This window comes from Salmonella sp. 2020_1459 (assembly GCF_043847915.1).
GTDB lineage: Bacteria > Pseudomonadota > Gammaproteobacteria > Enterobacterales > Enterobacteriaceae > Salmonella > Salmonella enterica.
In genome coordinates this window covers 241,346-267,027 of the sequence record NZ_JBCMFA010000002.1, presented here as the reverse complement: position 1 = coordinate 267,027, position 25,682 = coordinate 241,346, and the positions used below count along the sequence as shown (strand labels likewise).

The window sequence follows — 25,682 nt, the reverse complement described above, 5'->3', positions numbered from 1 at the left end:
GTTATGCGTAATCAGCTTTTCATGACGCGATATTACTCCAGCGTAACTAAACCCGTATTAACCCCGCTGGCGTTGGCTATCGCACTGGCGCCTGCGCCGGGGTGGGCGGAAAACTATTTCAACCCGGCATTTCTGTCTGACGACCCGTCTGCGGTGGCCGACCTATCGACCTTTTCCCGTAATGCCCAGGCGGCGGGGATGTATCGCGTTGACGTTTACCTGAACAATACGTTTCTCGCAACCAGAGACATTGCCTTCCAGGCGGTGAAAACGACGGGAAAAAGCGCGCCCACCGATGACAGCGGATTACGCGCCTGCCTGACGCCTGAAATGCTTAAAAATATGGGGGTAAACACCGGGGCGTTTCCACTGTTGGCGAAGGCGGCGGCGGGAAGTTGCCCGGATCTCGCCAGTGCGATACCGGCCGCCCGGACCCGCTTTGATTTTGCGCAGCAACGTCTCGACATTAGCATCCCGCAGGCGGCGATGGTTGCCAGCGCCAGAGGCTATATCCCACCGAAATACTGGGATGAAGGTATTAATGCGTTGCTATTGAATTACACCTTTACCGGCGCGAATAGTCAGGATCGGAGCCCAGGCGGCAGTGCGGAGAACAGCTATTTTCTTGGATTTAATAGCGGCCTTAATCTGGGGGCCTGGCGGTTACGCGACTACTCCACATGGAACGCGAATAGCGGCGATCAGAATAGCGACAGCGACTGGCAGCACATCAGTACTTATCTGGAACGTGATGTGGTCTTTTTGCAGGGAGAACTGACGGCAGGCGATAGTTATACCCCCTCCGCATTATTCGACAGCCTTCCTTTTCGCGGGCTACAACTGGCGTCTGACGACAATATGTTGCCAGACAGCATGAAGGGCTTCGCACCGACCATTCACGGCATTGCCAGAAGCAACGCGCAAGTGACCATTCGGCAAAACGGCTACATCATTAATCAGCGCTATGTGCCGCCCGGGGCATTTACTATTAATGATCTCTATCCTACCGCCGCCAGCGGCGATTTGACTGTGGAAGTCAAAGAGTCCGACGGTTCTATTAATCGTTATAACGTGCCCTATTCCGCCGTGCCGATTCTACAACGAGAAGGGCGGCTGAAGTATGCGGCGACGGTGGCGGAGTATCGCAGCGAGAGTAGTCAAAAAGAGAAGGTGAAATTCAGTCAGGCGACCTTGATATGGGGGGTACCGCATGGTTTTACGCTGTATGGCGGAACACAACTTTCCAGTCATTATCACGCGCTGGCGATCGGCAGCGGCGCAAATCTGGGCGACTGGGGCGCGGTGTCGCTGGATGTCACCCAGGCTACCAGTACGCTGGCGGATAATAACACCTACCAGGGGCAATCGCTGCGTTTCCTGTATGCCAAATCGCTTGCACAGTCAGGAACCAATTTACAGCTTATGGGCTATCGCTATTCAACCTCGGGCTTTTATACGCTGGATGATACCACGTGGAAACGGATGAGCGGCTATGACGATGACAATCGGACTGACAGCGATAAAAGCAGGCCGGAATGGGCGGATTATTACAATCTTTATTATACCAGGAGGGGGAAAGTACAACTCGATATCAATCAACAGCTAGGCGGGTTGGGATCGCTTTTTATTACCGGCAGTCAGCAAAGTTACTGGCACACTGATGAAAAGGATTCTTTGTTGCAGGTGGGATACAGCGATACGCTGGCGGGTATTGCATGGAGCGTTTCTTACAACAATAACAAATCCGCAGGCGATGCGGAGCGCGATCAAATTTTCGCGCTGAATATCTCGGTGCCGCTAAGTCAATGGCTGCAACACGATGATGAGGTCACGCGCCATCACAATGTTTACGCTACCTTTAGCACCAGTACGGACAAACAGCATAACGTTACGCAGAATGCGGGCCTTAGCGGCACACTGTTGGACGAAAACAATCTTAGTTACAACATACAGCAAGGTTATCAGAATCACGGTATTGGCGAAAGCGGCGCCGCTAGCCTGGAATACGATGGCGCGAAAGGCAACGCCAATATTGGCTATAACGTTAGCGATAACGGCGATTACCAGCAGGTGAATTATGGCCTGAGCGGCGGCCTGGTGGCGCACGCGCATGGAGTGACGCTAAGCCAGCCGTTAGGCAATACCAATATTTTGATTGCCGCGCCGGGCGCAGCCAATGTCGGCGTTGTCGACCAGCCGGGTATTCATACGGACGCGCGTGGCTATGCGGTGGTGCCGTATGCGACAACATATCGCCAAAACCGTATGGCGCTGGACGTTAACGCCATGGCGGATGATGTCGATATTGATGACGCGGTGACTCGCGTTGTGCCGACCGAAGGCGCGCTGGTTCTGGCCAGCTTTAAAGCGCGGGTTGGCGCGCGTGCCCTGGTAACGCTGAATCATAACGGTAAGCCTGTACCCTTTGGCGCAACGGTGACGGTGAATGATCGCCATGCGGAGGCGATTGTTGACGAGGCCGGGGAGGTCTATCTTTCCGGGTTGTCAGCGCAAGGCGTTCTGCACGTTCGCTGGGGGAACCTGCCGGATCAACAGTGCGTCGCGTCCTATCATCTCTCTTCCTCCCGTCAGATTCTGAGTCGACAACATGCGGAGTGTCATTAAATGAAAATACCTCTTTTATTTGCTCTGCTGGCGGGAAGTGTCGTATCGCAGTACGCATTCGCAGACGTGTGTAAAAACGTTAACGGTGTACCTTCCAGTATTAATTACGATTTAACGACCACTCTGACGGCAGAACAAAACCAGGTAGGAAAGACGGTTCAACTGGAAAAAAGCCAGGAAGTTAATGTACAGGCGGTGTGTCCCGCCGGCGCGGCGACCTATAGCCAGACTTATCGCTCCTATGTGTCGCCATATCCGGTCGTAGAAACAAGCGGTAACTGGAAATATTTAAAGCTGGATCCGGACTACCTGGAAGGCGGAATGCGAATTGAGGATTCTTCGGCGGGCGATATCTATCCGCCAATGAACAATGTCCTGATGGGATATGATGAAAATGTGAAAGCGGGTCAACCGTTTTACGTTCGTGACTCAAATCTGGAGTTTCAGCTCAAAATTGTTAAACCGTTCGTCGGCACGGTGAATATTAGTCCTAAGACTATGTTCAATGTTTATGTCATGACCGCCGCAGGCGATCCGCTGACAGATGTCGTGTACAGCATTCTTTATAGTGGAACGGTGACCGTACCGCAAAGCTGTGAAATCAACGCCGGACAAACGATTCTGGTAAATTTCGGCGCATTATACAGCGGCAATTTCAACCATGCAGGCCAAAAGCCGGAGGGGGTACGAGCGAAAAAATTCAGCGTACCGGTAAAGTGCAGCGGTCTGGATTCGCAGGTCAATTTAACAATGCGTCTTATCGCTACGCCGGATAGCCACGTTCCCCAGGCTATCGCTTCGGATAATGCCGATGTCGGCGTAGTGGTCGAAACCGATGAAGGAAACGCGCTTATCCCCAATGATGTACAGAGCGTCGCGCCTTTTATCACCGATAGCGCCGGACGCGCTAACATCACATTGCAAGCCTACCCGGTGAGTACAACAGGCGAAACGCCAGCGGAAGGGGCGTTTACCGCACTGGCCAGCCTGCGAGTGGACTTTGACTAAATGAACAGATCACACTGCGCTCTTTTTGCCATGGGACTAATGTTGTGTCCACAAATCAATGCCAGCGCTGACGACCTCGCTTATAACCTCGAATTTACCGGCACTATTGTGGCGCAAACCTGCGACATAGATATCTCCAGCCTCAGTCAAAGTATTGATTTAGGACAGTTTGCGGTTGGCGACTTTCCTTCGACAGGAACAACGACAAAATTTAAGCCCTTTAATATCAACCTCAAAAATTGTTCCCGAGGAATTGCCGGGGCGAAGATCTGGTTTACCGGCGAACCCGATCCGGACAATCCCGCGCTACTGGCGATCACCGATACCGGGATGGGAAGCGGAAACATGTTAGCAAGCGGGGTTGGGGTGGAAATTCTGAATGATGATCAGGATACCATCAGTATCAATAATGCCGACTCGGTGGTCTATCCGTTGAAAGCCGGACGCAACACGCTGTCTTTTTATATTCGCTATAAATCGACCCGGCCTACGGTCACGTCCGGGAACGCGACGGCGGTCATGTATTTCGATATGCAGTATGAATGAGGAGCCATCGTAATTATGCGTAACGATATCCTGTACGGCATCGGGATGCTGCTGGCGGCATCCGGCGTCCAGGCGCACGATGGCCGGGTCTATGTCTCCGGAACCATCACGGACAATACGTGTTCGCTCTCTCCAGGCTCGGAAAATATTAACGTGGCGATGGGCGCGGTTTCTCAACGGCAGTTTTATCGCGCAGGCGACGGTTCCGCATGGCAACCTTTTGCTATCGATTTACAAAACTGCGGCAGCACTGCCAGCGGCGTAACGGTCAGTTTTAGCGGTGCGGCGGACAGTCGTAATACGGATTTATTGGCGCTTACCGCAGGGGAAAGCGACGCTTCAGGCATTGGGATTGCGCTTTATGATCAAAATAAAACCTTAATCCCACTGGGGCAGGAGAGTGATGTGGTGACGCTTAGTCCGGGTCAGGCGTCGGCGCATCTGCAATTTTACGCGCGTTATCTTGCCGATGGCGGCGCGGTAACGCCCGGGGACGCCAATGCCTCCGCCACCTTCATTCTTGCCTATGAATAAGTTCTTTTTACGCTGCGCGATATATTGGTGCTTGCTTCCCATATCATGGGCGCAGGCTGGCGTGGTAATTGGCGGTACTCGCTTTATCTATCATGCGGGCGCCCCGGCATTAAGCGTACCGGTAAGTAACCATTCAGAAGCGTCCTGGTTAATTGATACGCATATTTTACCTGGTGGCCGCTGGCCTGGAACCAAAAACGAAGGGAATATCACGCCCTTCGTGGTCACGCCGCCATTATTTATGCTTTCAGCGCGCCAGGAAAACTCAATGCGGGTGGTTTATACCGGCGGACCGCTACCCGCCGACAGGGAAAGTCTGTTTACCTTGAGTATCGCCGCTATTCCCTCCGGTAAACCGGAAGCGAACCGTGTACAAATGGCGTTTCGTTCGGCTTTAAAATTGCTCTATCGCCCTGAGGGACTCGCCGGCAATCCGCAGCAGGCCTACCGGCATCTGATCTGGTCGCTTACCCCCGATGGCGCGACGGTACGCAATCCGACACCCTATTACGTTACGCTCTTTTTATTACGCGCTAACGAGCGCGCCCAGGACAACGCCGGGGTCGTGGCTCCCTTTGCAACGCGTCAAACGGACTGGTGCTGGCACACGGTTCGCTGCACTGTGCGCTGGCAAAGTATTAATGACTATGGGCGGGTAATGCCAGCGCAAACCGTGGATCTGACGCGTATTCATTAACCTATTTTTCAGGCGTCTCCCGATAGCGGGAGGCTTTCCGATCTTATCGAACGAGACTTTTATTATGTATTATCACGCGTTAAAACTTTCCCGACTGGCGATGTTGACGTTGGCAGGCGTTGCCGTATCCGCCTCGGCAATCGCCGCCGATTCTGCCCCGACGTCGCAAATTGGCCCGACGGCGGAAGCCTACATCGTCAGTCATCCGGATAAAGTGGGAGAGGTGGTGGCAACGTATTTGGCCGAACATCCGGAATTTTTGGTCGCCGCCAGCGAGACATTGCATCAGCGTCAGCAGATTGCGCAACAACAGGCGTATGTTCAACTGGCATTACAGTATCGTGCTGAGTTGCTCAGTAGCAGCAGTCCTTCCGTTGGACCAAACGAGGCAAAAGCGGCGGTGGTGATGTTCTTTGATTACCAGTGCTCGTGGTGTAGCAAAATGGCGCCTGTGGTCGAAAACCTGATTAAGGCGAACCCGGATACCCGGTTTATTTTCAAAGAGTTTCCTATTTTTTCCTCCCGCTGGCCGGTATCCGGACTGGCGGCAAGAGTCGGCGAACAGGTATGGCTCACCCAGGGCGGGGCAAAATATCTCGACTGGCATAATGCGCTTTATGCCACAGGGAAGGTGGAAGGCGCGTTAACGGAACACGATGTCTATACCCTGGCGCAACATTATCTAACGCCGACGCAGTTGGCCGTCGTAAAAGAAGCGCAAAGCAGCGGTGCAGTACATGATGCGCTCCTCACTAACCAGGCACTGGCGCAGCATATGGATTTTAGCGGCACGCCTGCTTTTGTCGTCATGCCTCAGACGCAAAACGGTGATGTAAAACGGGTGACCGTGATCCCGGGAAGCACGACTCAGGATATGTTGCAAATGGCGATTCAGAAAGCGAAGGGGTGATATTCGCTCAGAGGAGAACGCACAGGAGTGAAAGTAAAATGAAGTCTATGCGTTGCGTCATACCGGTGATTTTACTTTCCTTTATCGTTCATGAAGGGACAGCGAAACCGACCGCTCAGATTCATTTTATGGGATCGGTTGTTGAGGCAGGCTGCTGGAATGACGTAGGAACCTTAGAAATTCAATGCCATAATAAAGAGGGAGTTGAACGTTATATTATTGTCGAGAATATTATCACGCCGATATCGTCTCCTCATGCAACGGTAAAACGAGATTATTTGGATGAAGATAAGCAATTAACAGTGCTACGCATTGTCTATGACTGAACCGCGTAGCAGACCGCAGGTAGTGTCCCGTCAGTGTCGTGTGAGGATATTATGAAAAATGTTCTCACCTTCCCGGGACACGGTCTACAGACTTTATCTTCAGATAAACGGCGCTAAAAAGAAAAGTACCATCAATAAAAAAAGAGTGGGAATACCAATGGATATAATTTTATTACATCGGTGAGTATGATATTGAATAGCTTGTGGCGGTATGTCAGCAGCGTCAATGATAAATCTTTCATCGATTTTTATCCCCTGCCTGGGGAGCGTAACAAACAGTTCGAAAAGCCCGATTTGTTGTAAATCTCGTCGCAGCAGATAAAGAAGTTGCGTCAAATTAGCATCGCTAACAAATTGACTTCGCTCTCCCCAAACTGCGTACGCGACACCTTCACGGATAATCAATTCCTGATGTGCGTTTTCTATTAAATAGCTTAGGCACCAGGCCCGCATAAATGTCATTTTGAACGCTGCATTGCTGCGCAAGGACGTGATTTCCCTTAATGATTCATTGTAAATAAACTCATTATTTATTTTATGCTGTCTCATGATTACTCCATTTGTGCTTTCAGGCCATGACATCCCACTTGTTCCGTATAGTCAGCATCGTTGCAACGTGTCCGCTATGCTATGAGCAAGGATAGGTTGGGGCGACAGGCCTGAAAAATCAACTGTCATTAAATTGGCTAAATTGTTTAAGTGAAATAAATGTTATTGTGTTATTGTTTTTGTGTTCTTTCTATAAGCATGTTGATTCTGTTTTATCAATATTTAATGAGGTATGCATATAACGTGTCGTTTAAGGATTCTCAAACCATGTTTTTGAGCGGTAAATAATATGTATGTCATTATTTTTTATTCAGTTGATGAGAATTGTCTGTTGTGATTCATTAATTTGAAAATGCGGTTAGTTACAAAAAAGGACATAAAAATAATATTTTGCCACCGTTTATGATTAATTTTATTAAGTGGTGCTATGATTTTAGGTTAAGCATTTTTTATGTGCTTGAATGATAATTTATGTTATCTGGTGTAACTTTTATTTCGGCCTATTGGTCGGTCTTATGGATGCTATAGGATATAGGTAAAAAGAACTAAATAAATATTCGATGATGACTTGCTTTCTCAGGATGAAATTTTATGAGTAGATGGCGATATAAAATATTTTTATGATTTTTTTTGTTATTGCGTTATACATGATAACTATGCTGAACATCTTCGGAATATTATGTTGGACGGGCAGAGAAATTGCCTCTGCATTGCAGAAGTCTCATAACGTATAGTCTGGAGAGCATTATGTACGTAAACCAACAGTCCTCACTCGCCATGCCTGCACCAAGAGCGCCGATGAATCAGAAAATTGATACCGATAACGCGATGGTGCAAAACCATAACGCCATATACCAACAGCTCCTCGACCAAATTCGTGATGACAATACATATACACATGCCGTTATTACCTTAATCCTTATGGCACCGCGCCGTTAAGCCTTTATCCTGGTGTCTGAGTTGAAAGCAGCGAACCGGGTATCGTGGAGTTTCTGGTTTTTGACAACGGTAATTACCGTTTCCGCGAAGATAATATCAATCTGCCGCCACCGGGTAACGACCGCATGAGAGTTGTTTTATTTACTGATGTCGTCAACACGCATGGTGTGATCCGGAACGATGTTATTGATATGTTCCATATAATCAGCAATTGCCTGCGAGGTTTACAGCCCTTTAATGTCTTTGACATTTTTACCTTTCGTGAAGTCAAATCCGCCACGGCCTTTACCGATAAAGGAGTCAGCGCGACGGTACTGAATATCTTGTCTGCGACCTGTTTACCTTTGATATCAAATTCGACAATACGCTGTCCCAGCGGTTTTGTGTTGTAGTGTTTGAATTTGGCCGTTTTCGACACATGCAGCATGCCGTTCTTCGGATCGGCTGCATGAGACATCATCGCCTTCAGATCTTTACCGCTAATTTCCACGTTCATTACGTCGTTAGTAAAAGGATACATACTCAGAACATCGCCGAGCAGGTAATCATCGTCATATCAATAATGGTGTGATGGAGGGCACCGTTGTTGTGATGGCTGTGCTGGCAGGTTTTCAGGTATTGCTTACAGCGATAGAGTTGCACTCCTGAGGGGGAAATGACCGTTTCGGATCACCCCCTGAGTTACGGAACAGCGGGGCAAATCACATCAATCTTTGCTATCAGTTATCCAAAAGGTAAAGCTTAGTACAACACTAAATCTGCGGTATGACCTAAAAAGATGAAGTGTTGATTTAATAATAAACATTGAGTTATTTTTTATAAAAAAACATTTCTCGACACATTATTTTTAAATACTTTTATCCTGCGTGATGTGAGATTTATATCACTATTCTATAACTAGATTTGGTTAAACTTCGACACCGGAGTAAAACATATTCATTGATGAATAAAATATAACTATGGGAAATATATTCAATGTCTCTGATAAAGCGAACAGTATTATTTAGTCTCTTACTTACAATATCTACTGTTTTTAGCCATTCTGTACATGCACTGGAATATAAGAATTCATTTGGATCAATTAATGCCGGTTATGCTGACTGGAATAGTGGATTCGTCAATGTACATCGTGGGGAGGTGTGGAAAGTAACTGCTGACTTTGGTGTCAATTTCAAAGAGGCAGAATTCTATTCATTTATTGAAAGCAACGTGTTAAATCACGCTGTTGCTGGAAGAAATCATACTGTTTCTGCCATGACTCATGTACGACTCTTTGATTCAGATTATACTTTCTTCGGTAAGATATATGGTCAATGGGATAACTCATGGGGCGATGACCTCGATATGTTTTATGGAGCGGGGTATTTAGGTTGGAGCGGGAGTTGGGGGTTCTTCAAACCCTATATTGATCTGCATAATCAATCTGGTGATTATGTCTCGCAGAAATATGGGCAGACAAGCGGCTGGAATGGCTATGTTATTGGCTGGACTGCAGCCTATAATTTTAATTTATTTGGTGAAGATTTTGTTTTATCTGACTGGAATGAAATCGAACTAGATAGAAATGACGCTTATACGGAGCAGCAATTCGGTCGAAATGGATTAAATGGTGGATTAACACTGGCATGGAAATTTTATCCCCGCTGGAAAGCTACTGTGACATATCGTTATTTCGCGAACAAACTAGGTTATGACGGATATGGAGACCAGATGATTTATATGGTCGGATATTCATTTTAAATAAAATCAAAGGAGTTGAAATGAAAAAAACAGTCATTGCCAGCATGATTGGACTGGCGCTTTGTGCGACAAGTACGTTATCTGTCGTGCACGCGGCTGCCGAAAAACGCCCGAACTTAGTTTTTATTGTGGCAGATGATCTTGGCTATGGTGATTTGGCGACTTACGGTCACCAGATAGTGAAAACCCCGAATATTGACCGCCTGGCGAAAGAAGGGGTCAAATTCACTGAATACTATGCGCCGGCTCCTTTGTGTTCTCCTTCCCGCGCCGGGATGTTAACAGGCCGTATGCCCTTCCGCACCGGTGTACGCTCCTGGATCCCTGAAGGTACTAATGTTTCTATTGGACGTAACGAATTGACCATAGCCAATCTGCTGAAACAGCAGGGTTACGATACCGCGATGATGGGTAAACTGCATCTCAACGCCGGGGGCGATCGTACCGATCAGCCGCAGCCGAAAGAGTTAGGTTTTGATTACTCTCTGGTGAACCCGGCTGGCTTTGTGACCGATGCTACGCTGGATAATGCCAAAGAGCGCCCGCGTTACGGCGTCGTCCACCCAACCGGCTGGATGCGTAACGGCAAACATATTGATCGTGCCGATAGCATCAGCGGCGAATTTGTCAGTTCTGAAGTGGTGAACTGGCTAGATAACAAGAAAGACGACAAACCGTTCTTCTTATACGTTGCCTTTACGGAAGTTCACAGCCCACTGGCCTCGCCGAAAAAATACCTCGATATGTATTCACAATACATGAGCGAATACCAGAAGCAGCATCCCGATCTGTTCTACGGCGACTGGGCGGATAAACCGTGGCGCGGTACCGGTGAATATTACGCCAATATCAGCTATATGGATGCGCAAGTCGGTAAAGTACTGGATAAAATTAAAGCGATGGGGGAAGAAGATAATACCATTGTCATCTTCACCAGTGATAACGGCCCGGTGACGCGTGAAGCGCGTAAAGTCTACGAGCTGAACCTCGCAGGCGAGACTGACGGTCTGCGCGGACGTAAAGATAACCTGTGGGAAGGCGGTATTCGCGTTCCGGCAATTATCAAATACGGTAAACACATTCCACAGGGCGTCGTTACCGATACGCCTGTGTATGGTCTGGACTGGATGCCGACGCTGGCGAACATGATGGATTTCAAACTGCCTACTGATCGTACATACGACGGGCAATCGCTGGTTCCGCTGTTGGAGCAGAAAACGTTAAAACGTAATAAGCCGCTGATCTTCGGTATTGATATGCCGTTCCAGGATGATCCGACCGATGAATGGGCGATCCGCGACGGTGACTGGAAAATGATCATCGATCGTGAAAATAAACCTAAATACCTCTATAACCTGAAAAAAGATCGGTTCGAAACGCTGAACCAAATTGGCAAACAGCCTGAAATTGAAAAACAGCTGTATGGCAAGTTCCTGAAAATGAAACAGGACATCGATAACGACTCATTAATGAAAGCCCGTGGCGACAAACCAACGCCGGTGACCTGGGGCTAAAAGGATAATTATAAAAAATTAAGTATGCCACTTAGGGCTCTGCCCGCCTGATTCAGCGCCCTCGTGCTGAGTCAGGTTCTTTTATTTTAGGGATACGGAAAATATGCAACGGAAAAGCTGTCAGGTAATGATCAAACCGACCGGGTCGGTGTGTAATCTTGATTGTAAATATTGCTTCTATCTGGAAAAGGAAATGCTCTATCCCGATAGAAAAAACCATTACAAGATGACGGAAGAAACGCTGGCGTTGTTTGTGCAACAGCATATTGCGGCGCAGGACGTGGATGAAGTGATTTTTGCGTGGCAGGGTGGGGAACCGACGCTGATGGGGCTGCCATTTTACCGCCAGGCTGTAGCGCTCCAGCAACGTTATGCTAATGGAAAAGCCATCGTTAATACTTTTCAGACCAATGGCATTCTGATTGATGATGAATGGGCGAGATTCTTCAGGGCGCATGACTTTCTGGTTGGTATTTCGATTGATGGCGATGCGGCGCTGCACGACGAATGGCGAGTAACTCGCGCAGGGCAACCTACCCATCATAAAGTTGAACAGGCGATAAAATGCCTGGCGAGTCATGGCGTTGAATTTAATACTCTCACGGTGGTGAGTCAGAGCAATATGCTGCACCCGCAGCGGGTTTATGCGTATCTGAAATCTATCGGCAGCCGCTATATGCAGTTTATTCCGCTAGTGGAAAGAGCGGCAAATAAAGACGGAATGCTGGCGCATCCGCAGGACGAGCAAACCGCAGTAACCCCCTGGTCAGTGGACGGATTACAGTTTGGAAAGTTCCTGAATGCCATTTTTGATATCTGGATCCGCGAAGATATTGGTGATATCGGCATTCAACTCTTTGAACAAACGCTGGCGGCATGGTGTGGACTCCCCCCTCAGGTTTGCGTTTTTGCGCCCGTTTGCGGTAGCGCTTTTGCAATGGAAATGAATGGCGATGTGTATAACTGCGATCATTTCGTTTACCCGCAATATAAGCTCGGCAATATTAACGACACGCCGCTGCGTCAGATGAATAATAGCGCGCAAAACCAGCAGTTTGGTCTCGATAAAAGCCGCACGATGGCGCAGGAATGCCATACCTGCCCGTGGCAATTCGCCTGTTATGGCGGTTGCCCTAAACACCGCTTTTTGCCTTCGGCTTGCGGACCGATGAAGCAAAACTATCTTTGTGCCGGCTATCAGTGCTTTTTCTCTCATACCGCGCCAATGATGAAAGCGATGAAAACCCTTTACGTAAATAACCTGTCACCGGCGGAGATCCGGTCTGTTTTTTTTAAGTAATGCTCAAGGAGGAACGCATGTTTGCCAATATTAATGTGGACTGCTGTAAAACGCCGGGATGTAAAAATCTGGGCGTGTTGAACAGTCCGGATTATGTCCGCCAGGGAAAAGATGTTCTTTGTCGGGAATGTGGTTTCCTGTTTCCTGTTATTTCCGCTGGGGCGTTAAATCTTTTTCGCCACACGGTAAACCGGGGATGGAAAGGCCTGGTCAAACAGTGTCCTGCCTGCGGCAGCACCTCATTAAAGAAATACGGCTTCTCGACTCAGGGCGAACACCGCATGGCGTGTAGTCAGTGTCGGAAAACGTTCATCGTCCCCGAAAAGGCAAAAAGCGATTGCCGACAGGACGAGCTGGCAACCCTAATTGAGGAAGGGACGTCGCTTGCCGGGATCCGCTCACAGCTGAAATTAGACAGCACAGGTCTTAACCGGGCGCTGTTTAAACTATCCCGTAATGCAAACCTTGCAGAGCGATGCCAGCAGTTTCCGGCCTTCGATATCGCACTCAGCACCCGCGCTTTCAGGGTGAACTATAACGGTGGAGACAGCAGCCTGTATGTTCTGGTGACGGCAGAAGAACAAAGCGGAAGGGTGGTGGCGATTTCGTCAAATTATTCAGCACAGCCGCTGGATAAAGCCTGGCAGTATCAGTCGTATTATGAAGAACGGCTACCTCCGGGTACGCTGGCGCATATGGTGCAACGTAAGGAAGCGATTACAGCGCGCCGCGAAACTTTATTTGATATCGACTACGGTCCGGCCTCGTTATATAAGAATGACTCCGGAATGATCGTAAAGCCGGTGTTGCCTGCCTACCGCCATTTTGAACTGGTGCGGATGCTGACGGACGAACGCTCCTTAAACGTTCAGCATTACCTCGATCATGAATGCTTTATTCTGGGGGGATGCATGATGGCGAATATGCCGCATGTCCATCAGGGCCGTTGCCATATTTCATTTGTCAAAGAACGCGGTACGACGCCGCTGCAAAAAGATATTCCGCCACGCCTGTTTTTAAGCGGCGGTATCCGTAACAATGTCTGGCGTACTTTTTCTACCCGCGATTATGCTATGGCGGTGTGTAATCTCACCGGTAATAAAAAAATTACCCAGCAACGTTATGCTACGTTACAAGGCGCGACGGCGTTCATTAATTATCTGTATGCGCATCCTTTTTTGGCGCAGCTTAATCGTCTGTCACCGGCAAATGTGACGGCAACGCTGGATTATCTGAAGTATGAATATAATCAATCCCGTAAGGTCGGATAACGCATCGCATGCCGTGTGATAGAGCTGAGTCGATGGCTTTTGATTATCAGCCCAACCCTCTCCAGCGTATCTATTTCGTTGTTCCAGCAAGGAACGACAACGATATACTGGAGAGATCATGGGGCCGTTCAAACATCAAAAGAATACGCTTCCTGCCCCGTGTCTTGCCGTCAATCAGAGGCTTGATAAGCAAAATGCGATGGTGCTCAACCATACGGCGATTTATGAGCACAGCCTCAGCCAGATTACAGAAAGTAATACAGTACAAAATGCGCTGATTATTCTTAATCCGCTTATGGCCGCGCCATCTCTTGCCAGCCTGGCGAGAGCGATATTATCGATCCGCAGGCGGGCAGCGAGGCGATGGGGCTGCTAATTTTACAGGAGATTGCGCCTACGGAGAAAACCGTGCTTTTTGAAGCGACCATGACGTCAGGTTACTACAAAAACGCGGAAACGAACGGGGAAGGCTATCGCTACGATATTACCAGTTTCCGGGTGTATAAAATGGATCTGTACGCGTAGCGGTCTATCATCAATGACTGACTGCACTAAAAAAGTCCGGCGTAAGTCGGACTTCATTTCGTAAAAAACGAGCTATTCATCATATATAATCTAATTTTAACGATGAGTCAGGCGAGGTAAGATAGTAGATTCGAAGAATTCACCTGATTGAGAGAATAAAAAGTGAAACATCTGCACCGATTTTTTAGCAGCGATGCCTCTGGGGGCATCATTCTCATCATCGCCGCTGCGCTGGCTATGCTGATGGCCAATATGGGCGCGACCAGTGGATGGTATCATGATTTTCTGGAGACGCCGGTTCAGCTACGGGTTGGGGCGCTTGAAATCAACAAAAACATGCTGCTGTGGATCAACGATGCGCTGATGGCCGTGTTTTTCCTGTTGATTGGCCTGGAAGTTAAGCGCGAACTGATGCAAGGCTCGTTAGCCAGTCTGCGCCAGGCCGCTTTTCCGGTGATTGCCGCCATCGGCGGGATGATTGTACCGGCATTGCTCTATCTGGCCTTTAACTACTCCGATCCGGTCACTCGCGAGGGCTGGGCTATTCCTGCCGCGACGGATATCGCCTTTGCGCTGGGCGTGTTGGCGCTGTTGGGCAGCCGGGTTCCGCTGGCGCTGAAAATATTCCTGATGGCGCTGGCGATCATCGATGATCTCGGCGCCATCGTTATTATCGCACTGTTTTATACCAGCGATCTTTCTATCGTATCGCTGGGCGTGGCGGCGTTCGCGATTGCCGTGCTGGCGCTGCTGAACCTGTGCGGCGTCAGACGGACAGGGGTATATATTCTGGTCGGGGCAGTGCTGTGGACGGCGGTACTGAAGTCCGGCGTTCACGCGACGCTGGCAGGCGTCATTGTCGGTTTCTTTATTCCGCTGAAAGAAAAACACGGTCGCTCGCCGGCCAAGCGTCTGGAGCATGTTCTGCACCCGTGGGTCGCGTACCTGATCCTGCCGCTCTTCGCTTTTGCGAATGCCGGTGTTTCTCTTCAGGGCGTCACGATTGACGGTCTGACCTCCATGCTGCCGTTGGGAATTATTGCCGGTCTGCTGATTGGTAAGCCGCTGGGGATTAGCCTGTTTTGCTGGCTGGCGCTGCGTTTCAAGCTGGCGCATCTGCCGCAGGGGACCACTTATCAGCAAATCATGGCGGTCGGCATTTTGTGTGGCATTGGCTTTACGATGTCCATCTTTATCGCCAGCCTGGCATTTGGCAATGTCGATCCGGAACTTATTAACTGGGCGAAATTGGGCATTTTGATTGGTTCATTGCTCTCCGCAGTGGTGGGGTATAGCTGGTTGCGCGCGCGTTTGAACGCGCCGGCATAACCAGTACGAAGGAAAGGGGGAGCGATGTATCGCTCCCTTGCGACATTGAACAGGGAGAGGAATGAGCATGTCTCATATTAACTACAACCATCTTTATTACTTCTGGCATGTCTATAAAGAAGGTTCTGTCGTGGGTGCCGCAGAGGCGCTTTTTCTGACGCCGCAAACCATTACTGGTCAAATTAAAGCCCTGGAAGAGCGTTTACAGGGGAAGCTATTTAAACGTAAGGGACGCGGTCTTGAACCCAGCGAACTGGGCGAGCTGGTTTTTCGCTATGCGGACAAAATGTTTACGCTAAGCCAGGAGATGCTGGATATCGTCAATTACCGCAAAGAATCAAACCTGTTGTTTGATGTCGGCGTCGCCGATGCTTTATCCAAGCGTCTGGTCAGCAGCGTTCTGGATGCGGCGGTGGTGGTAGACGAACCCATACATCTGCGTTGCTTCGAGTCCACGCACGAAATGTTGCTCGAACAGCTCAGCCAGCACAAGCTGGATATGATTATCTCCGACTGCCCGATAGATTCCACGCAGCAGGAGGGGCTATTCTCAGTCAAAATCGGCGAATGTAGCGTCAGTTTCTGGTGTACGAATCCACTTCCCGAAAAAGCGTTCCCTGCCTGCCTGGAAGAGCGACGTTTGCTGGTGCCGGGACGGCGCTCGATGCTGGGGCGTAAATTGTTGAACTGGTTTAATTCGCAGGGGTTGCAGGTTGAGATCCTCGGCGAATTTGATGACGCGGCCTTAATGAAGGCGTTTGGCGCGACGCACGATGCGATTTTTGTGGCGCCGAGCCTTTATTCGCTGGATTTTTATGCCGATGAGTCGGTAATAGAGATTGGGCGCGTGGAGAATGTCATGGAAGAATATCATGCGATTTTTGCCGAGAGAATGATCCAGCATCCGGCGGTGCAGCGTATTTGCAATGCGGACTACTCGGCATTGTTTAAGCTACAGTAGACGTACCTACTGTAATACTTCCGGCTGCGGAACTAGCCCGCAGCCGGAATCATTCTACAAGTTCAGCAGGCTACGGTACTGCCCACCTTCGCGGATAAACACCGGAATTCTGTTCAGTGGCGTAGCGTAATGCAGCGTCTGCCCTCCTGAATAGCTTTCACCGGTCGCAAGATCCGTCCATGTTTCCCCTTCCGGTAGCCAGACATCACGTTCGCGCATACCTTCATGCATGACGGGGGCGATCAGCAGGTCAGGACCAAAACAATACTGGTCGGTGATTGCCCAACTTGTTTCCTGTTCGGGGAATTCAAAGAACAGGGGGCGCATCACTGGCGTATTGTGCTTATGGGTTTCCTCCATCAGCGCTTTGATATAGGGCTTGAGTTTTTCTCGCAACGCCAGGCAACCTGTCAGTACGTCGCATACTTCCTCACCGTAGCTCCAGACCTCGTTCGGCGCACCTGTAGGGCACTGGGCGATACCATCCCGGTATGGTTGCGCGGGTAAAATCTGCGGATCGCGGTTGCCGTGCAGACGCATCACCGGGCTAAAGACGCCCCACTGGAACCAGCGAATCAGCAATTCATGGAATTTCGGGTCGTGAATATTGCCACCATGAAAACCGCCGATATCCGTCGTCCACCACGGTATCCCCGCGATTCCCATATTGAGTCCGGCAGCAAACTGGTTGCGCAGCGATCTAAACGAGGAGTGAATATCCCCAGACCAGACCAGAGCGCCGTACTTCTGACTGCCGGCCCAGGCGCAGCGTAGCAGGTTGATAACCTGGTCTTCGCCATCGGCTTTCATGCCGTCAAAAAAGGTTTTAGCGTACATACGTGGGTAGATATTGCCCACTTCCAGTACCGGCCCGGCATGGTAGCGATAGTTGTCGTAGTCGTAAACGCTGAACTCAGGTTCGGCTTCATCTAACCAGAATAACTTCACGCCTTTATCGTAATAGTTGCGTTTGGCTTTGCCCCAGACGTAGTCGCGCGCGCCCGGATGAGTCGCATCAAAGTAAGTGGTATTGCCGAGGAAATCCATATTGATCGGCAAGCCACGTTCCGTTTGTACCAGCCAGCCGTTTTCGCGCATCTCCCGATAGCTTTCGGTACGGTTATCCACCGTCGGCCAGACGGAGACCATCAGCTCAATTCCCAGCGATTTCAGCTCGGCAATCATGGCATCAGGATCGGGCCAGTCGCGCGCATCGAACATCCAGTCACCCTGATTCGGCCAGTGAAAGAAGTCGATTACGATCACTGAGATAGGCAGATTGCGGCGCTTATATTCGCGGGCGACCTCCAGCAGCTCTTCCTGCGTACGATAACGGAGTTTGCACTGCCAGAAGCCCATGGCGTAGTCCGGCATCATCGGCGGCGTGCCGGTAGCCAGCGCGTAAGCCCGGCTAATTTCTGCCGGGGTATCGCCAGCCGTGATCCAGTAGTCCAGCTGTTCGCTGACCTGCGCTTCCCATTCGGTAACGTTTTGGGCAAAGGTTACGCGTCCGACTGCCGGGTTGTTCCATAAAAATCCGTAGCCCAGACTGGAGAGCATAAACGGTACTGAGGCCTGGGAGTTACGTTGCGCCAGCTCAAGCACGCATCCTTTGAGATCCAGGTTGGCCTGTTGATACTGCCCCATACCATAAATTTTTTCCCCTTCGGTGGCCTCGAAGCGGGCTTTCAGTGAATATTTCCCACCCTGAATAGGGCGGAACTCGCGTCCCTCAAGGTTGAGTGCGCTGACGTACTGGCCGTGAGATGATTCATCCTCGCCAATTTCGCCCCGCAGGCGCCAGAACTCCTGCAACAGGGGTTTGTGTGGATGGCGGTAAAAGGTAACCTGTCCTTTTTGATTGACGATAGCGATAATTTTGCCGTTGGTCAGCGTTGCCTGGTGGTGCTCATAATCAATGTGGCACTGGCTTTCTGCGACTGGCTCAGTCAATGCCCAGTCTTCATTTCTCATTACCGGCAGATGACGGCCGCTGCGTACGCGCAGGCTGTTCTCGCCCCAGGGTTCAATCCATAAATAGCGATCGTTTTGCTGCCAGACCAGACGACGCGGGTCTTGTTGCATAAATGGCATGGTGGTGCCTCCCATATTCGAGGGTGAAGGTAAAGAACGTTATGAGTTGACGGTTTCCAGATCGTGGCGAATCTTCTCTTCCATCGCTTCGTATTTGCGAAAGAAAAGTAGTGGGATCGCTGCGAGCGCGAAGAGTAGGGCGGGTGCCCAGATAAAGGCCCAGATAATGCCCTCCAGACCCGCAGCACTCTGGGCATGGTTGGGGACATAGCCAAAACTGTTCATGATCCAGGCGGCGAAAGCGGTGCCGAGGCCACTACCCATCTTGATGCAGAAGGTACTGCCGAAGGCGATAAGAATGCCGGTAGCCTTAATACCGGTCTTCCAGGCGCCAAAATCAACGGCGAAGCCCAGCATGGCAAACGGCATTGAGCAGGCGATACCGCTGCCGATATTGCCGAGTATCCAGGCGGCGATGAGGAAAGTAATGTTGTCCGCTGCCAGCCACATCATGACGCCGCCAAACGTGGCGACCAGCAGACCGCCTACCCATATCCAGGTTTTAGCCAGATATTTGCTAAAGAAGGGGATAGCGATGATAAACAGGATCTGAATCGTCGCCAGGCTGTTAATCAGCGGTACCAGATCTTTACGGTCGAGGTTGTAGGTCAGATAATAGACAATGGTCGTGTTGCGCTGCTGTAGGGCAATCCAGAAGATCAGATTAGCCAGCACCATCAGGATCCACGGCCAGTTACCTTTCATCGCCGCGAAACTTTTTTTCATCGGCAACTTAGGTTCATGCTGTATTTTATCCGTATCCATTTCACGAATGTTTTTAAACGCAAAGAGCGTTAGCGCGCAGGATATAATGGCAAACGTAATTGCCGTATAAATAAAACCAGCGTGATCATCACCGTTACCTAAAAAAGCGACTAACGGCAAGGCGGTCGCGTTCATTAATAAAACCCCAATTTGCCCACCGGTCATTCGCCAGGAATTTAAAACCAGTCTTTCCTTGGGAGATAAGGTCATCAGGGGTAATATTGCACTGAGTGGTGTATTAAGTCCGGTAAATAGAATGCTGGCAATCATATAAGATATTGCTGCATAGATGGCTTTTCCTGTCATACTGATATCTGGAGACCAAAATGACAGCGCACTGAATACCGCAAAAGGCAGCGGTAACCATAAAAACCAGGGACGACATTTACCGTAGCGTGAACGTGTTTTATCGATGATGATCCCCCATATGGGGGCGTCTATGCCATCGATAATACGCGCCAGCAGCAGGATAACGCCTGCTACGGCAAGGCTAATGCCCGCAACGTCTGTGTAGAAATATAAAATGTACGTTGAACCGAAGCAGTACAGCAGATTACCCGCCACATCCAAAGAGCCGTAGCTAATACGCTGTAGTAAAGACAATGATGCTGACCCGGAAGGCTGGGTATCCTCAATGACAGAACTCATAATGATAACTCCGATATTGGTACGATACGCCCAGAAAAACAACCTCTACTTTCTAAGCAAGTTTTGAATATTATTTTTATGTCGTTTTTGAATTTAACCTCAGATTAAAATGAGTAAGTAAGGTGTACATGAAAAGTAGTTAACCCGACGGCATCAATCAATTATTAAATCTTACATCAGGATTGCGTTTATTAGTTTTTGAATGAGCGATGTTTTTATTTGCTAAGGTGGTCACAGTTTTTTCAGTAATGAAATAAGAAAAGGAAAACAGTGAAAGAAAATAACTTTCAAGTATTACGTGACTGAGGGAGGGGTAGCTGAAAAAATAGGCTGGTCAGGAAGAGCGTGAACGAGTGAGGTCAGAGCCAGCGGTTGTCGAGCAAAACGGCAGATAGCAGGCATAAAAAAACCCGCTTTACGCGGGTTTTTCTACAAAGCTGATAACAAGCAGGCGATTAAGCCAGTTTGTTGATCTGTGCAGTCAGGTTAGCTTTATGACGTGCAGCTTTGTTTTTGTGGATCAGACCTTTAGCAGCCTGACGGTCCACGATCGGTTGCATTTCGTTAAATGCTTTCAGTGCAGCAGCTTTGTCGCCAGCTTCGATAGCTGCGTATACTTTCTTGATGAAAGTACGCATCATAGAGCGACGGCTTGCGTTGTGCTTACGAGCCTTTTCAGACTGAACGGCGCGCTTCTTAGCTGATTTGATATTAGCCAAGGTCCAACTCCCAAATGTGTTCTATATGGACAATTCAAAGGCCGAGGAATATGCCCTTTTAGCCTTCTTTTGTCAATGGATTTGTGCAAATAAGCGCCGTTTAAATTGCAGCACTCGTTGCGTAGTGATGGCGCAGGATTCTACCAGCTTGCGTGCTGTGAATACAGCCTTTCCATGAGAAAAATTGCATTAAGCGGCGGGTTTTGGGGCGGAGTTTGCCGCATGGCGATGAAAAGCATCTTCTTTATGTTTCATCAGGGCAATAGTCGGTTAACCTTGACCGCTGTACAAGGTATACTCTTGCGATTTTCACTGTTTTGAGTCAGACATGAAGCTGATACGCGGCATACATAATCTCAGTCAGGCCCCGCATGGGTGTGTGCTGACCATTGGTAATTTCGACGGCGTACATCGGGGGCATCGCGCTCTACTGCAGGGTTTGCAGGAAGAAGGACGCAGACGCGGTCTGCCGGTGGTGGTCATGATTTTCGAACCGCAGCCGCTGGAGCTGTTCGCGACGGATAAAGCGCCCGCCCGCCTGACGCGCCTGCGTGAAAAACTGCATTACCTTGCGCAGTGCGGCGTGGACTATGTGCTGTGCGTGAAATTCGATCGCCGCTTTGCCGCTTTGACGGCGCAAACGTTTATCAGCGAACTGCTGGTGGAGCGACTTGGCGTGCAATTTCTTGCCGTCGGCGATGATTTCCGCTTTGGTGCTAGCCGCGCGGGCGATTTCTTGTTATTACAGAAGGCGGGGGCGGAGTATGGTTTTGCGGTTTCCAGCACCCAAACCTTTTGTGAAGGCGGCGTGCGTATCAGTAGTACCGCAGTGAGACAGGCGCTGGCGGAGGATAACCTGGCGCTTGCCGAAAGCCTGCTGGGACATCCCTTTACTATTTCCGGGCGTGTCGTTCATGGCGACGAGCTGGGACGTACCATTGGCTTCCCGACGGCGAACTTACCGCTGCGCCGTCAGGTCTCCCCGGTCAAAGGGGTCTATGCGGTGGAAGTCACCGGGCTTGGCGATAAGCCGTTACCCGGCGTAGCGAACATTGGCACTCGTCCAACGGTGGCTGGCGTGCGTCAACAACTGGAAGTGCATCTGCTGGATGTTGTAATGGACCTCTACGGTCGCCATATAGATGTAATACTGCGTAAAAAGATACGTAATGAGCAGCGATTTGCGTCGCTTGATGAGCTAAAAGCGCAAATCGCACGCGATGAGTTAACGGCCCGCAAGTTTTTTGGGCTAGCCGGGCAGGTGTAACCCTGACGGTGTTTATCAAACCGAAATACGGAACCGAGAATCTGATGAGTGACTATAAATCGACCCTGAATTTGCCGGAAACAGGGTTCCCGATGCGCGGCGACCTCGCCAAGCGTGAACCGGGAATGCTGGCGCGTTGGACCGATGATGATCTGTACGGCATCATTCGTGCGGCCAAAAAAGGCAAAAAAACCTTCATTCTGCATGATGGCCCTCCATATGCGAATGGCAGCATTCATATTGGTCACTCAGTTAACAAGATTCTGAAAGACATTATCGTGAAGTCCAAAGGACTGTCGGGATTTGACTCGCCTTACGTGCCGGGCTGGGACTGTCACGGTCTGCCTATCGAGCTGAAAGTCGAGCAGGAGTTCGGTAAGCCGGGCGAGAAATTCACTGCCGCTGAATTCCGCGCCAAGTGCCGCGAATATGCCGCTACGCAGGTTGACGGCCAGCGTAAAGACTTCATTCGTCTGGGCGTGTTGGGCGACTGGTCGCATCCGTACCTGACCATGGACTTCAAAACCGAAGCCAACATCATCCGCGCGCTGGGCAGAATTATCAAAAACGGTCATCTGCACAAAGGCGCTAAGCCGGTGCACTGGTGCGTTGACTGCCGTTCCGCGCTGGCGGAAGCGGAAGTTGAATATTACGACAAAACGTCGCCGTCTATCGACGTGGCGTTCCGCGCCGTCGATCAGGATGCGGTGAAAGCGAAGTTTGGTTTGCCGGGCGTGAGCGGCCCTGTGTCGCTGGTTATCTGGACCACCACGCCGTGGACACTACCGGCTAACCGCGCCATCTCCCTGGCGCCGGACTTTGATTATGCGCTGGTGCAGATTGACGGCCAGGCGGTGATTCTGGCGAAAGATCTGGTTGAAAGCGTCATGCAGCGTATTGGCGCGGCTGAATACACCATTCTCGGCACCGTTAAAGGCGCGGAGCTGGAACTGCTGCGCTTTACCCATCCGTTTATGGGCTTTGACGTGCCGGCGATCCTCGGCGATCACGTCACCCTGGACGCCGGTACCGGCGCGGTACATACCGCCCCTGGTCACGGCCCGGATGACTACGTGATCGGTCAAAAGTATGGCCTGGAAACCGCTAACCCGGTTGGCCCGGACGGCGCTTACCTGCCAGGCACATATCCAACGCTTGACGGTGTTAACGTCTTCAAAGCGAACGATATCGTTATTGAACTGCTGAAAGAAAAAGGCGCGCTACTGCATGTCGAAAAAATGCAGCACAGCTATCCGTGCTGTTGGCGTCACAAAACGCCGATCATTTTCCGCGCGACCCCGCAGTGGTTCGTCAGCATGGATAAAGAAGGGCTTCGTCAACAGTCGCTGAAAGAGATCAAAGGCGTTCAGTGGATCCCGGACTGGGGTCAGGCGCGTATTGAATCAATGGTCGCTAACCGTCCTGACTGGTGTATCTCACGTCAGCGTACCTGGGGCGTACCGATGTCGCTGTTCGTGCATAAAGAAACGCAGGAGCTGCTGCCGATTGAGCGTACTCTGGCGGCGATGGAAGAGGTAGCGAAACGCGTCGAAGTTGACGGTATCCAGGCGTGGTGGGATCTCGACCCGAAAGAGATCCTCGGCGAAGATGCCGATCAATACGAGAAAGTTCCGGATACGTTGGACGTTTGGTTTGATTCCGGTTCCACCAGTTACTCCGTGGTTGATGCACGTCCGGAATTCGCCGGTCATGCTGCCGATATGTATCTGGAAGGGTCTGACCAGCATCGCGGCTGGTTTATGTCCTCCCTGATGATTAGCGTGGCGATGAAAGGCAAAGCGCCATACCGCCAGGTACTGACTCACGGCTTCACCGTCGATGGTCAGGGGCGCAAGATGTCCAAGTCCATCGGTAACACCGTGTCGCCGCAGGATGTGATGAATAAACTGGGCGCGGATATCCTGCGTCTGTGGGTAGCGTCTACTGACTATACCGGCGAAATGGCGGTCTCTGACGAAATCCTGAAACGTGCTGCCGACAGCTATCGCCGTATCCGTAATACCGCGCGCTTCCTGCTGGCGAACCTTAATGGCTTCAATCCGGCCACCGATATGGTCAAACCGGAAGAGATGGTTGTGCTGGACAGGTGGGCGGTGGGCTGCGCGAAAACGGCGCAGCAAGAGATTCTGAAGGCATACGAAGCTTACGACTTCCATGAGGTGGTACAGCGCCTGATGCGCTTCTGCTCCGTTGAAATGGGTTCGTTCTACCTCGACATCATCAAAGACCGCCAGTACACCGCGAAGGCTGATAGCGTCGCGCGTCGTAGCTGCCAGACTGCGCTGTATCATATCGCAGAAGCGCTGGTTCGCTGGATGGCGCCGATCATGTCCTTCACGGCTGATGAAATCTGGGGCTACCTGCCGGGCGAGCGTGAAAAATATGTCTTCACCGGCGAATGGTACGACGGGTTGTTTGGCCTGGAAGAGAATGAAGAATTTAATGACGCATTCTGGGACGATGTCCGCTATATCAAGGACCAGGTCAACAAAGAGCTGGAAAATCAGAAAGCCAATGGCATCAAATCGAACCTGGAAGCAAAAGTGACGCTGAAATATGCTGACGATGCTAACGGTACGATCAAGAAGCTAAAACTGTTGGGTGAAGAGGTCAGATTTATCTTCATTACTTCCCAGTTCGTGATTTCTGAGCAAGCGGGGGGTATTGATGATGAAAATATTCAGTACAATGCTGGTAATACGACAGTTCAGGCAGTGGTAACGCGTGCCGAGGGTGATAAGTGTCCGCGCTGCTGGCACTACACTACTGATGTCGGCAAGGTGGCGGAACATGCAGATATCTGCGGACGCTGTGTCAGCAACATCGCCGGTAATGGCGAACAACGTAAATTTGCCTGATGAGTAAACCACTCTGTTCAACAGGACTACGCTGGCTATGGCTGGTAGTAGTCGTGCTGATTATCGATTTGGGCAGCAAGTACCTGATCCTCCAGAATTTCGCTCTGGGGGATACGGTAGGGCTGTTCCCGTCGCTTAATCTGCATTATGCGCGTAACTACGGCGCGGCTTTTAGCTTCCTGGCGGATAGCGGCGGCTGGCAGCGCTGGTTCTTTGCCGGGATTGCGATAGGGATCTGCGTAATTCTTTTGGTGATGATGTATCGCTCGAAAGCGACGCAGAAGCTGAATAACATCGCTTATGCGTTAATCATCGGCGGCGCGCTGGGTAACCTGTTCGACCGCCTGTGGCACGGCTTTGTTGTCGATATGATCGATTTTTACGTCGGCGACTGGCATTTCGCGACGTTCAACCTTGCCGATAGCGCGATCTGTATCGGCGCGGCGCTGATTGTACTGGAAGGCTTTTTGCCGAAGCCGACAGCGAAAGAACAGGCATAAGCGTAAATACCGGGTAGCGCTTATCCGGTTTTGTAG

At 50.3% G+C, this 25,682-nt stretch carries 23 protein-coding genes and 2 pseudogenes; 20 read left to right on the top strand and 5 right to left on the bottom strand.

The annotated features are described in order from the left end of the window. Window positions 1-3 precede the first annotated feature (3 nt). From bcfC to ACH0VJ_RS06165, 7 genes are all read left to right on the top strand, one after another. A complete protein-coding gene (gene bcfC / locus ACH0VJ_RS06195; RefSeq protein WP_001245850.1) occupies window positions 4-2,625 on the top strand; it encodes a fimbrial usher BcfC in 2,622 nt (873 codons plus the stop codon). Next, entirely contained in the window at window positions 2,626-3,633 is a 1,008-nt protein-coding gene (locus ACH0VJ_RS06190) for a fimbrial protein BcfD (RefSeq protein WP_000701240.1), read from the top strand. Next, window positions 3,634-4,179, top strand: coding sequence for a fimbrial protein BcfE (locus ACH0VJ_RS06185; protein ID WP_001082038.1), 546 nt, complete (start codon window positions 3,634-3,636; stop codon window positions 4,177-4,179). Between the two features lie 15 nt (window positions 4,180-4,194). Further along, complete coding sequence (locus tag ACH0VJ_RS06180) at window positions 4,195-4,713, top strand: fimbrial protein BcfF (RefSeq protein WP_001243232.1); 519 nt, start codon at window positions 4,195-4,197, stop codon at window positions 4,711-4,713. Next, window positions 4,679-5,410, top strand: a complete 732-nt coding sequence (gene bcfG, locus ACH0VJ_RS06175) for a fimbrial chaperone BcfG (RefSeq protein WP_023994349.1) — start codon at window positions 4,679-4,681, stop codon at window positions 5,408-5,410. The genes ACH0VJ_RS06180 and bcfG overlap by 35 nt, the downstream gene beginning before the upstream one ends. Window positions 5,411-5,474: 64 nt before the next feature. Then, entirely contained in the window at window positions 5,475-6,320 is an 846-nt protein-coding gene (locus tag ACH0VJ_RS06170) for a DsbA family protein (RefSeq protein ID WP_000291394.1), read from the top strand. Window positions 6,321-6,358: 38 nt separating this feature from the next. Next, a complete protein-coding gene (locus tag ACH0VJ_RS06165) occupies window positions 6,359-6,646 on the top strand; it encodes a hypothetical protein (protein WP_000839833.1) in 288 nt (95 codons plus the stop codon). Between the two features lie 99 nt (window positions 6,647-6,745). On the opposite strand, the gene ACH0VJ_RS06160 is transcribed toward ACH0VJ_RS06165, so the two are convergent. Next, window positions 6,746-7,195 carry a transcriptional regulator gene (locus tag ACH0VJ_RS06160; protein WP_001248822.1) on the bottom strand — a complete coding sequence of 150 codons (450 nt, stop codon included), beginning with the start codon at window positions 7,193-7,195 and terminating at the stop codon, window positions 6,746-6,748. Window positions 7,196-7,942: 747 nt separating this feature from the next. Between ACH0VJ_RS06160 and ACH0VJ_RS06155 the strand changes: the two genes are divergently transcribed. Then, a complete protein-coding gene (locus ACH0VJ_RS06155; RefSeq protein WP_012218477.1) occupies window positions 7,943-8,134 on the top strand; it encodes a hypothetical protein in 192 nt (63 codons plus the stop codon). Between the two features lie 137 nt (window positions 8,135-8,271). Here ACH0VJ_RS06155 and ACH0VJ_RS06150 read toward each other — a convergent pair. Continuing rightward, a pseudogene (locus ACH0VJ_RS06150) lies at window positions 8,272-8,669 on the bottom strand (5'-nucleotidase C-terminal domain-containing protein); the annotation flags it as partial. Between the two features lie 440 nt (window positions 8,670-9,109). Here ACH0VJ_RS06150 and ACH0VJ_RS06145 point away from each other — a divergent pair. The 8 genes and pseudogenes from ACH0VJ_RS06145 (at window position 9,110) to nhaR (ending at window position 16,774) form a co-directional block, all read left to right on the top strand. Then, entirely contained in the window at window positions 9,110-9,874 is a 765-nt protein-coding gene (locus ACH0VJ_RS06145) for an outer membrane protein OmpK (RefSeq protein WP_371354646.1), read from the top strand. Window positions 9,875-9,894: 20 nt separating this feature from the next. Next, window positions 9,895-11,388 carry a sulfatase gene (locus ACH0VJ_RS06140; protein ID WP_000754366.1) on the top strand — a complete coding sequence of 498 codons (1,494 nt, stop codon included), beginning with the start codon at window positions 9,895-9,897 and terminating at the stop codon, window positions 11,386-11,388. Window positions 11,389-11,491: 103 nt separating this feature from the next. Beyond that, on the top strand, window positions 11,492-12,688 hold the full coding sequence (locus tag ACH0VJ_RS06135) for an anaerobic sulfatase maturase (protein WP_001189145.1): 1,197 nt from the start codon (window positions 11,492-11,494) through the stop codon (window positions 12,686-12,688). Between the two features lie 17 nt (window positions 12,689-12,705). After that, window positions 12,706-13,959: a hypothetical protein gene (locus ACH0VJ_RS06130; RefSeq protein ID WP_000457885.1), complete on the top strand. Its 1,254-nt coding sequence runs from the start codon at window positions 12,706-12,708 to the stop codon at window positions 13,957-13,959. A 118-nt stretch (window positions 13,960-14,077) separates the two neighbouring features. Next, entirely contained in the window at window positions 14,078-14,335 is a 258-nt protein-coding gene (locus ACH0VJ_RS06125; protein WP_000528983.1) for a hypothetical protein, read from the top strand. Next, a pseudogene (locus ACH0VJ_RS06120) lies at window positions 14,257-14,484 on the top strand (arylsulfatase); the annotation flags it as partial. The gene ACH0VJ_RS06125 and the pseudogene ACH0VJ_RS06120, both read left to right, overlap by 79 nt. Before the next feature lie 162 nt (window positions 14,485-14,646). Then, window positions 14,647-15,813, top strand: coding sequence for a Na+/H+ antiporter NhaA (nhaA, locus tag ACH0VJ_RS06115; RefSeq protein ID WP_000681340.1), 1,167 nt, complete (start codon window positions 14,647-14,649; stop codon window positions 15,811-15,813). A 61-nt stretch (window positions 15,814-15,874) separates the two neighbouring features. After that, the gene (gene nhaR, locus ACH0VJ_RS06110; protein ID WP_000062872.1) at window positions 15,875-16,774 is read left to right on the top strand and encodes a transcriptional activator NhaR; all 900 of its coding nucleotides are present in this window, start codon (window positions 15,875-15,877) and stop codon (window positions 16,772-16,774) included. Window positions 16,775-16,828: 54 nt separating this feature from the next. On the opposite strand, the gene ACH0VJ_RS06105 is transcribed toward nhaR, so the two are convergent. From ACH0VJ_RS06105 to rpsT, 3 genes are all read right to left on the bottom strand, one after another. Beyond that, on the bottom strand, window positions 16,829-18,868 hold the full coding sequence (locus tag ACH0VJ_RS06105; RefSeq protein ID WP_001116452.1) for a TIM-barrel domain-containing protein: 2,040 nt from the start codon (window positions 18,866-18,868) through the stop codon (window positions 16,829-16,831). 39 nt (window positions 18,869-18,907) lie between these two features. Then, on the bottom strand, window positions 18,908-20,281 hold the full coding sequence (locus ACH0VJ_RS06100; protein ID WP_000099989.1) for an MFS transporter: 1,374 nt from the start codon (window positions 20,279-20,281) through the stop codon (window positions 18,908-18,910). A 455-nt stretch (window positions 20,282-20,736) separates the two neighbouring features. Continuing rightward, a complete protein-coding gene (gene rpsT, locus ACH0VJ_RS06095; RefSeq protein WP_001518655.1) occupies window positions 20,737-21,000 on the bottom strand; it encodes a 30S ribosomal protein S20 in 264 nt (87 codons plus the stop codon). A 105-nt stretch (window positions 21,001-21,105) separates the two neighbouring features. Between rpsT and ACH0VJ_RS06090 the strand changes: the two genes are divergently transcribed. From ACH0VJ_RS06090 to lspA, 4 genes are read left to right on the top strand one after another with little or no spacing between them, the layout of a single operon-like run. After that, complete coding sequence (locus ACH0VJ_RS06090) at window positions 21,106-21,321, top strand: DUF2575 family protein (protein ID WP_001726890.1); 216 nt, start codon at window positions 21,106-21,108, stop codon at window positions 21,319-21,321. Window positions 21,322-21,328: 7 nt separating this feature from the next. Further along, entirely contained in the window at window positions 21,329-22,267 is a 939-nt protein-coding gene (gene ribF, locus ACH0VJ_RS06085; RefSeq protein ID WP_000767311.1) for a bifunctional riboflavin kinase/FAD synthetase, read from the top strand. Window positions 22,268-22,311: 44 nt separating this feature from the next. After that, window positions 22,312-25,146 (top strand): isoleucine--tRNA ligase, encoded by a 2,835-nt coding sequence (gene ileS / locus ACH0VJ_RS06080; RefSeq protein WP_001674865.1) that lies wholly within the window; start codon window positions 22,312-22,314, stop codon window positions 25,144-25,146. Next, window positions 25,146-25,646, top strand: coding sequence for a signal peptidase II (gene lspA / locus ACH0VJ_RS06075; RefSeq protein ID WP_000042736.1), 501 nt, complete (start codon window positions 25,146-25,148; stop codon window positions 25,644-25,646). The genes ileS and lspA overlap by 1 nt, the downstream gene beginning before the upstream one ends. Window positions 25,647-25,682 lie beyond the last annotated feature (36 nt).

Excerpts from the sequence above, each read along its gene's own strand:
- bcfC (WP_001245850.1), top strand. The coding sequence starts at position 4 with ATGCGTAATCAGCTTTTCATGACGCGATATTACTCCAGCGTAACTAAA.
- ACH0VJ_RS06190 (WP_000701240.1), top strand. The coding sequence starts at position 2,626 with ATGAAAATACCTCTTTTATTTGCTCTGCTGGCGGGAAGTGTCGTATCG.
- ACH0VJ_RS06185 (WP_001082038.1), top strand. The coding sequence starts at position 3,634 with ATGAACAGATCACACTGCGCTCTTTTTGCCATGGGACTAATGTTGTGT.
- ACH0VJ_RS06180 (WP_001243232.1), top strand. The coding sequence starts at position 4,195 with ATGCGTAACGATATCCTGTACGGCATCGGGATGCTGCTGGCGGCATCC.
- bcfG (WP_023994349.1), top strand. The coding sequence starts at position 4,679 with ATGCCTCCGCCACCTTCATTCTTGCCTATGAATAAGTTCTTTTTACGC.
- ACH0VJ_RS06170 (WP_000291394.1), top strand. The coding sequence starts at position 5,475 with ATGTATTATCACGCGTTAAAACTTTCCCGACTGGCGATGTTGACGTTG.
- ACH0VJ_RS06165 (WP_000839833.1), top strand. The coding sequence starts at position 6,359 with ATGAAGTCTATGCGTTGCGTCATACCGGTGATTTTACTTTCCTTTATC.
- ACH0VJ_RS06160 (WP_001248822.1), bottom strand. The coding sequence starts at position 7,195 with ATGAGACAGCATAAAATAAATAATGAGTTTATTTACAATGAATCATTA.
- ACH0VJ_RS06155 (WP_012218477.1), top strand. The coding sequence starts at position 7,943 with ATGTACGTAAACCAACAGTCCTCACTCGCCATGCCTGCACCAAGAGCG.
- ACH0VJ_RS06145 (WP_371354646.1), top strand. The coding sequence starts at position 9,110 with ATGTCTCTGATAAAGCGAACAGTATTATTTAGTCTCTTACTTACAATA.
- ACH0VJ_RS06140 (WP_000754366.1), top strand. The coding sequence starts at position 9,895 with ATGAAAAAAACAGTCATTGCCAGCATGATTGGACTGGCGCTTTGTGCG.
- ACH0VJ_RS06135 (WP_001189145.1), top strand. The coding sequence starts at position 11,492 with ATGCAACGGAAAAGCTGTCAGGTAATGATCAAACCGACCGGGTCGGTG.
- ACH0VJ_RS06130 (WP_000457885.1), top strand. The coding sequence starts at position 12,706 with ATGTTTGCCAATATTAATGTGGACTGCTGTAAAACGCCGGGATGTAAA.
- ACH0VJ_RS06125 (WP_000528983.1), top strand. The coding sequence starts at position 14,078 with ATGGGGCCGTTCAAACATCAAAAGAATACGCTTCCTGCCCCGTGTCTT.
- nhaR (WP_000062872.1), top strand. The coding sequence starts at position 15,875 with ATGAGCATGTCTCATATTAACTACAACCATCTTTATTACTTCTGGCAT.
- ACH0VJ_RS06105 (WP_001116452.1), bottom strand. The coding sequence starts at position 18,868 with ATGCCATTTATGCAACAAGACCCGCGTCGTCTGGTCTGGCAGCAAAAC.
- ACH0VJ_RS06100 (WP_000099989.1), bottom strand. The coding sequence starts at position 20,281 with ATGAGTTCTGTCATTGAGGATACCCAGCCTTCCGGGTCAGCATCATTG.
- ribF (WP_000767311.1), top strand. The coding sequence starts at position 21,329 with ATGAAGCTGATACGCGGCATACATAATCTCAGTCAGGCCCCGCATGGG.
- ileS (WP_001674865.1), top strand. The coding sequence starts at position 22,312 with ATGAGTGACTATAAATCGACCCTGAATTTGCCGGAAACAGGGTTCCCG.
- lspA (WP_000042736.1), top strand. The coding sequence starts at position 25,146 with ATGAGTAAACCACTCTGTTCAACAGGACTACGCTGGCTATGGCTGGTA.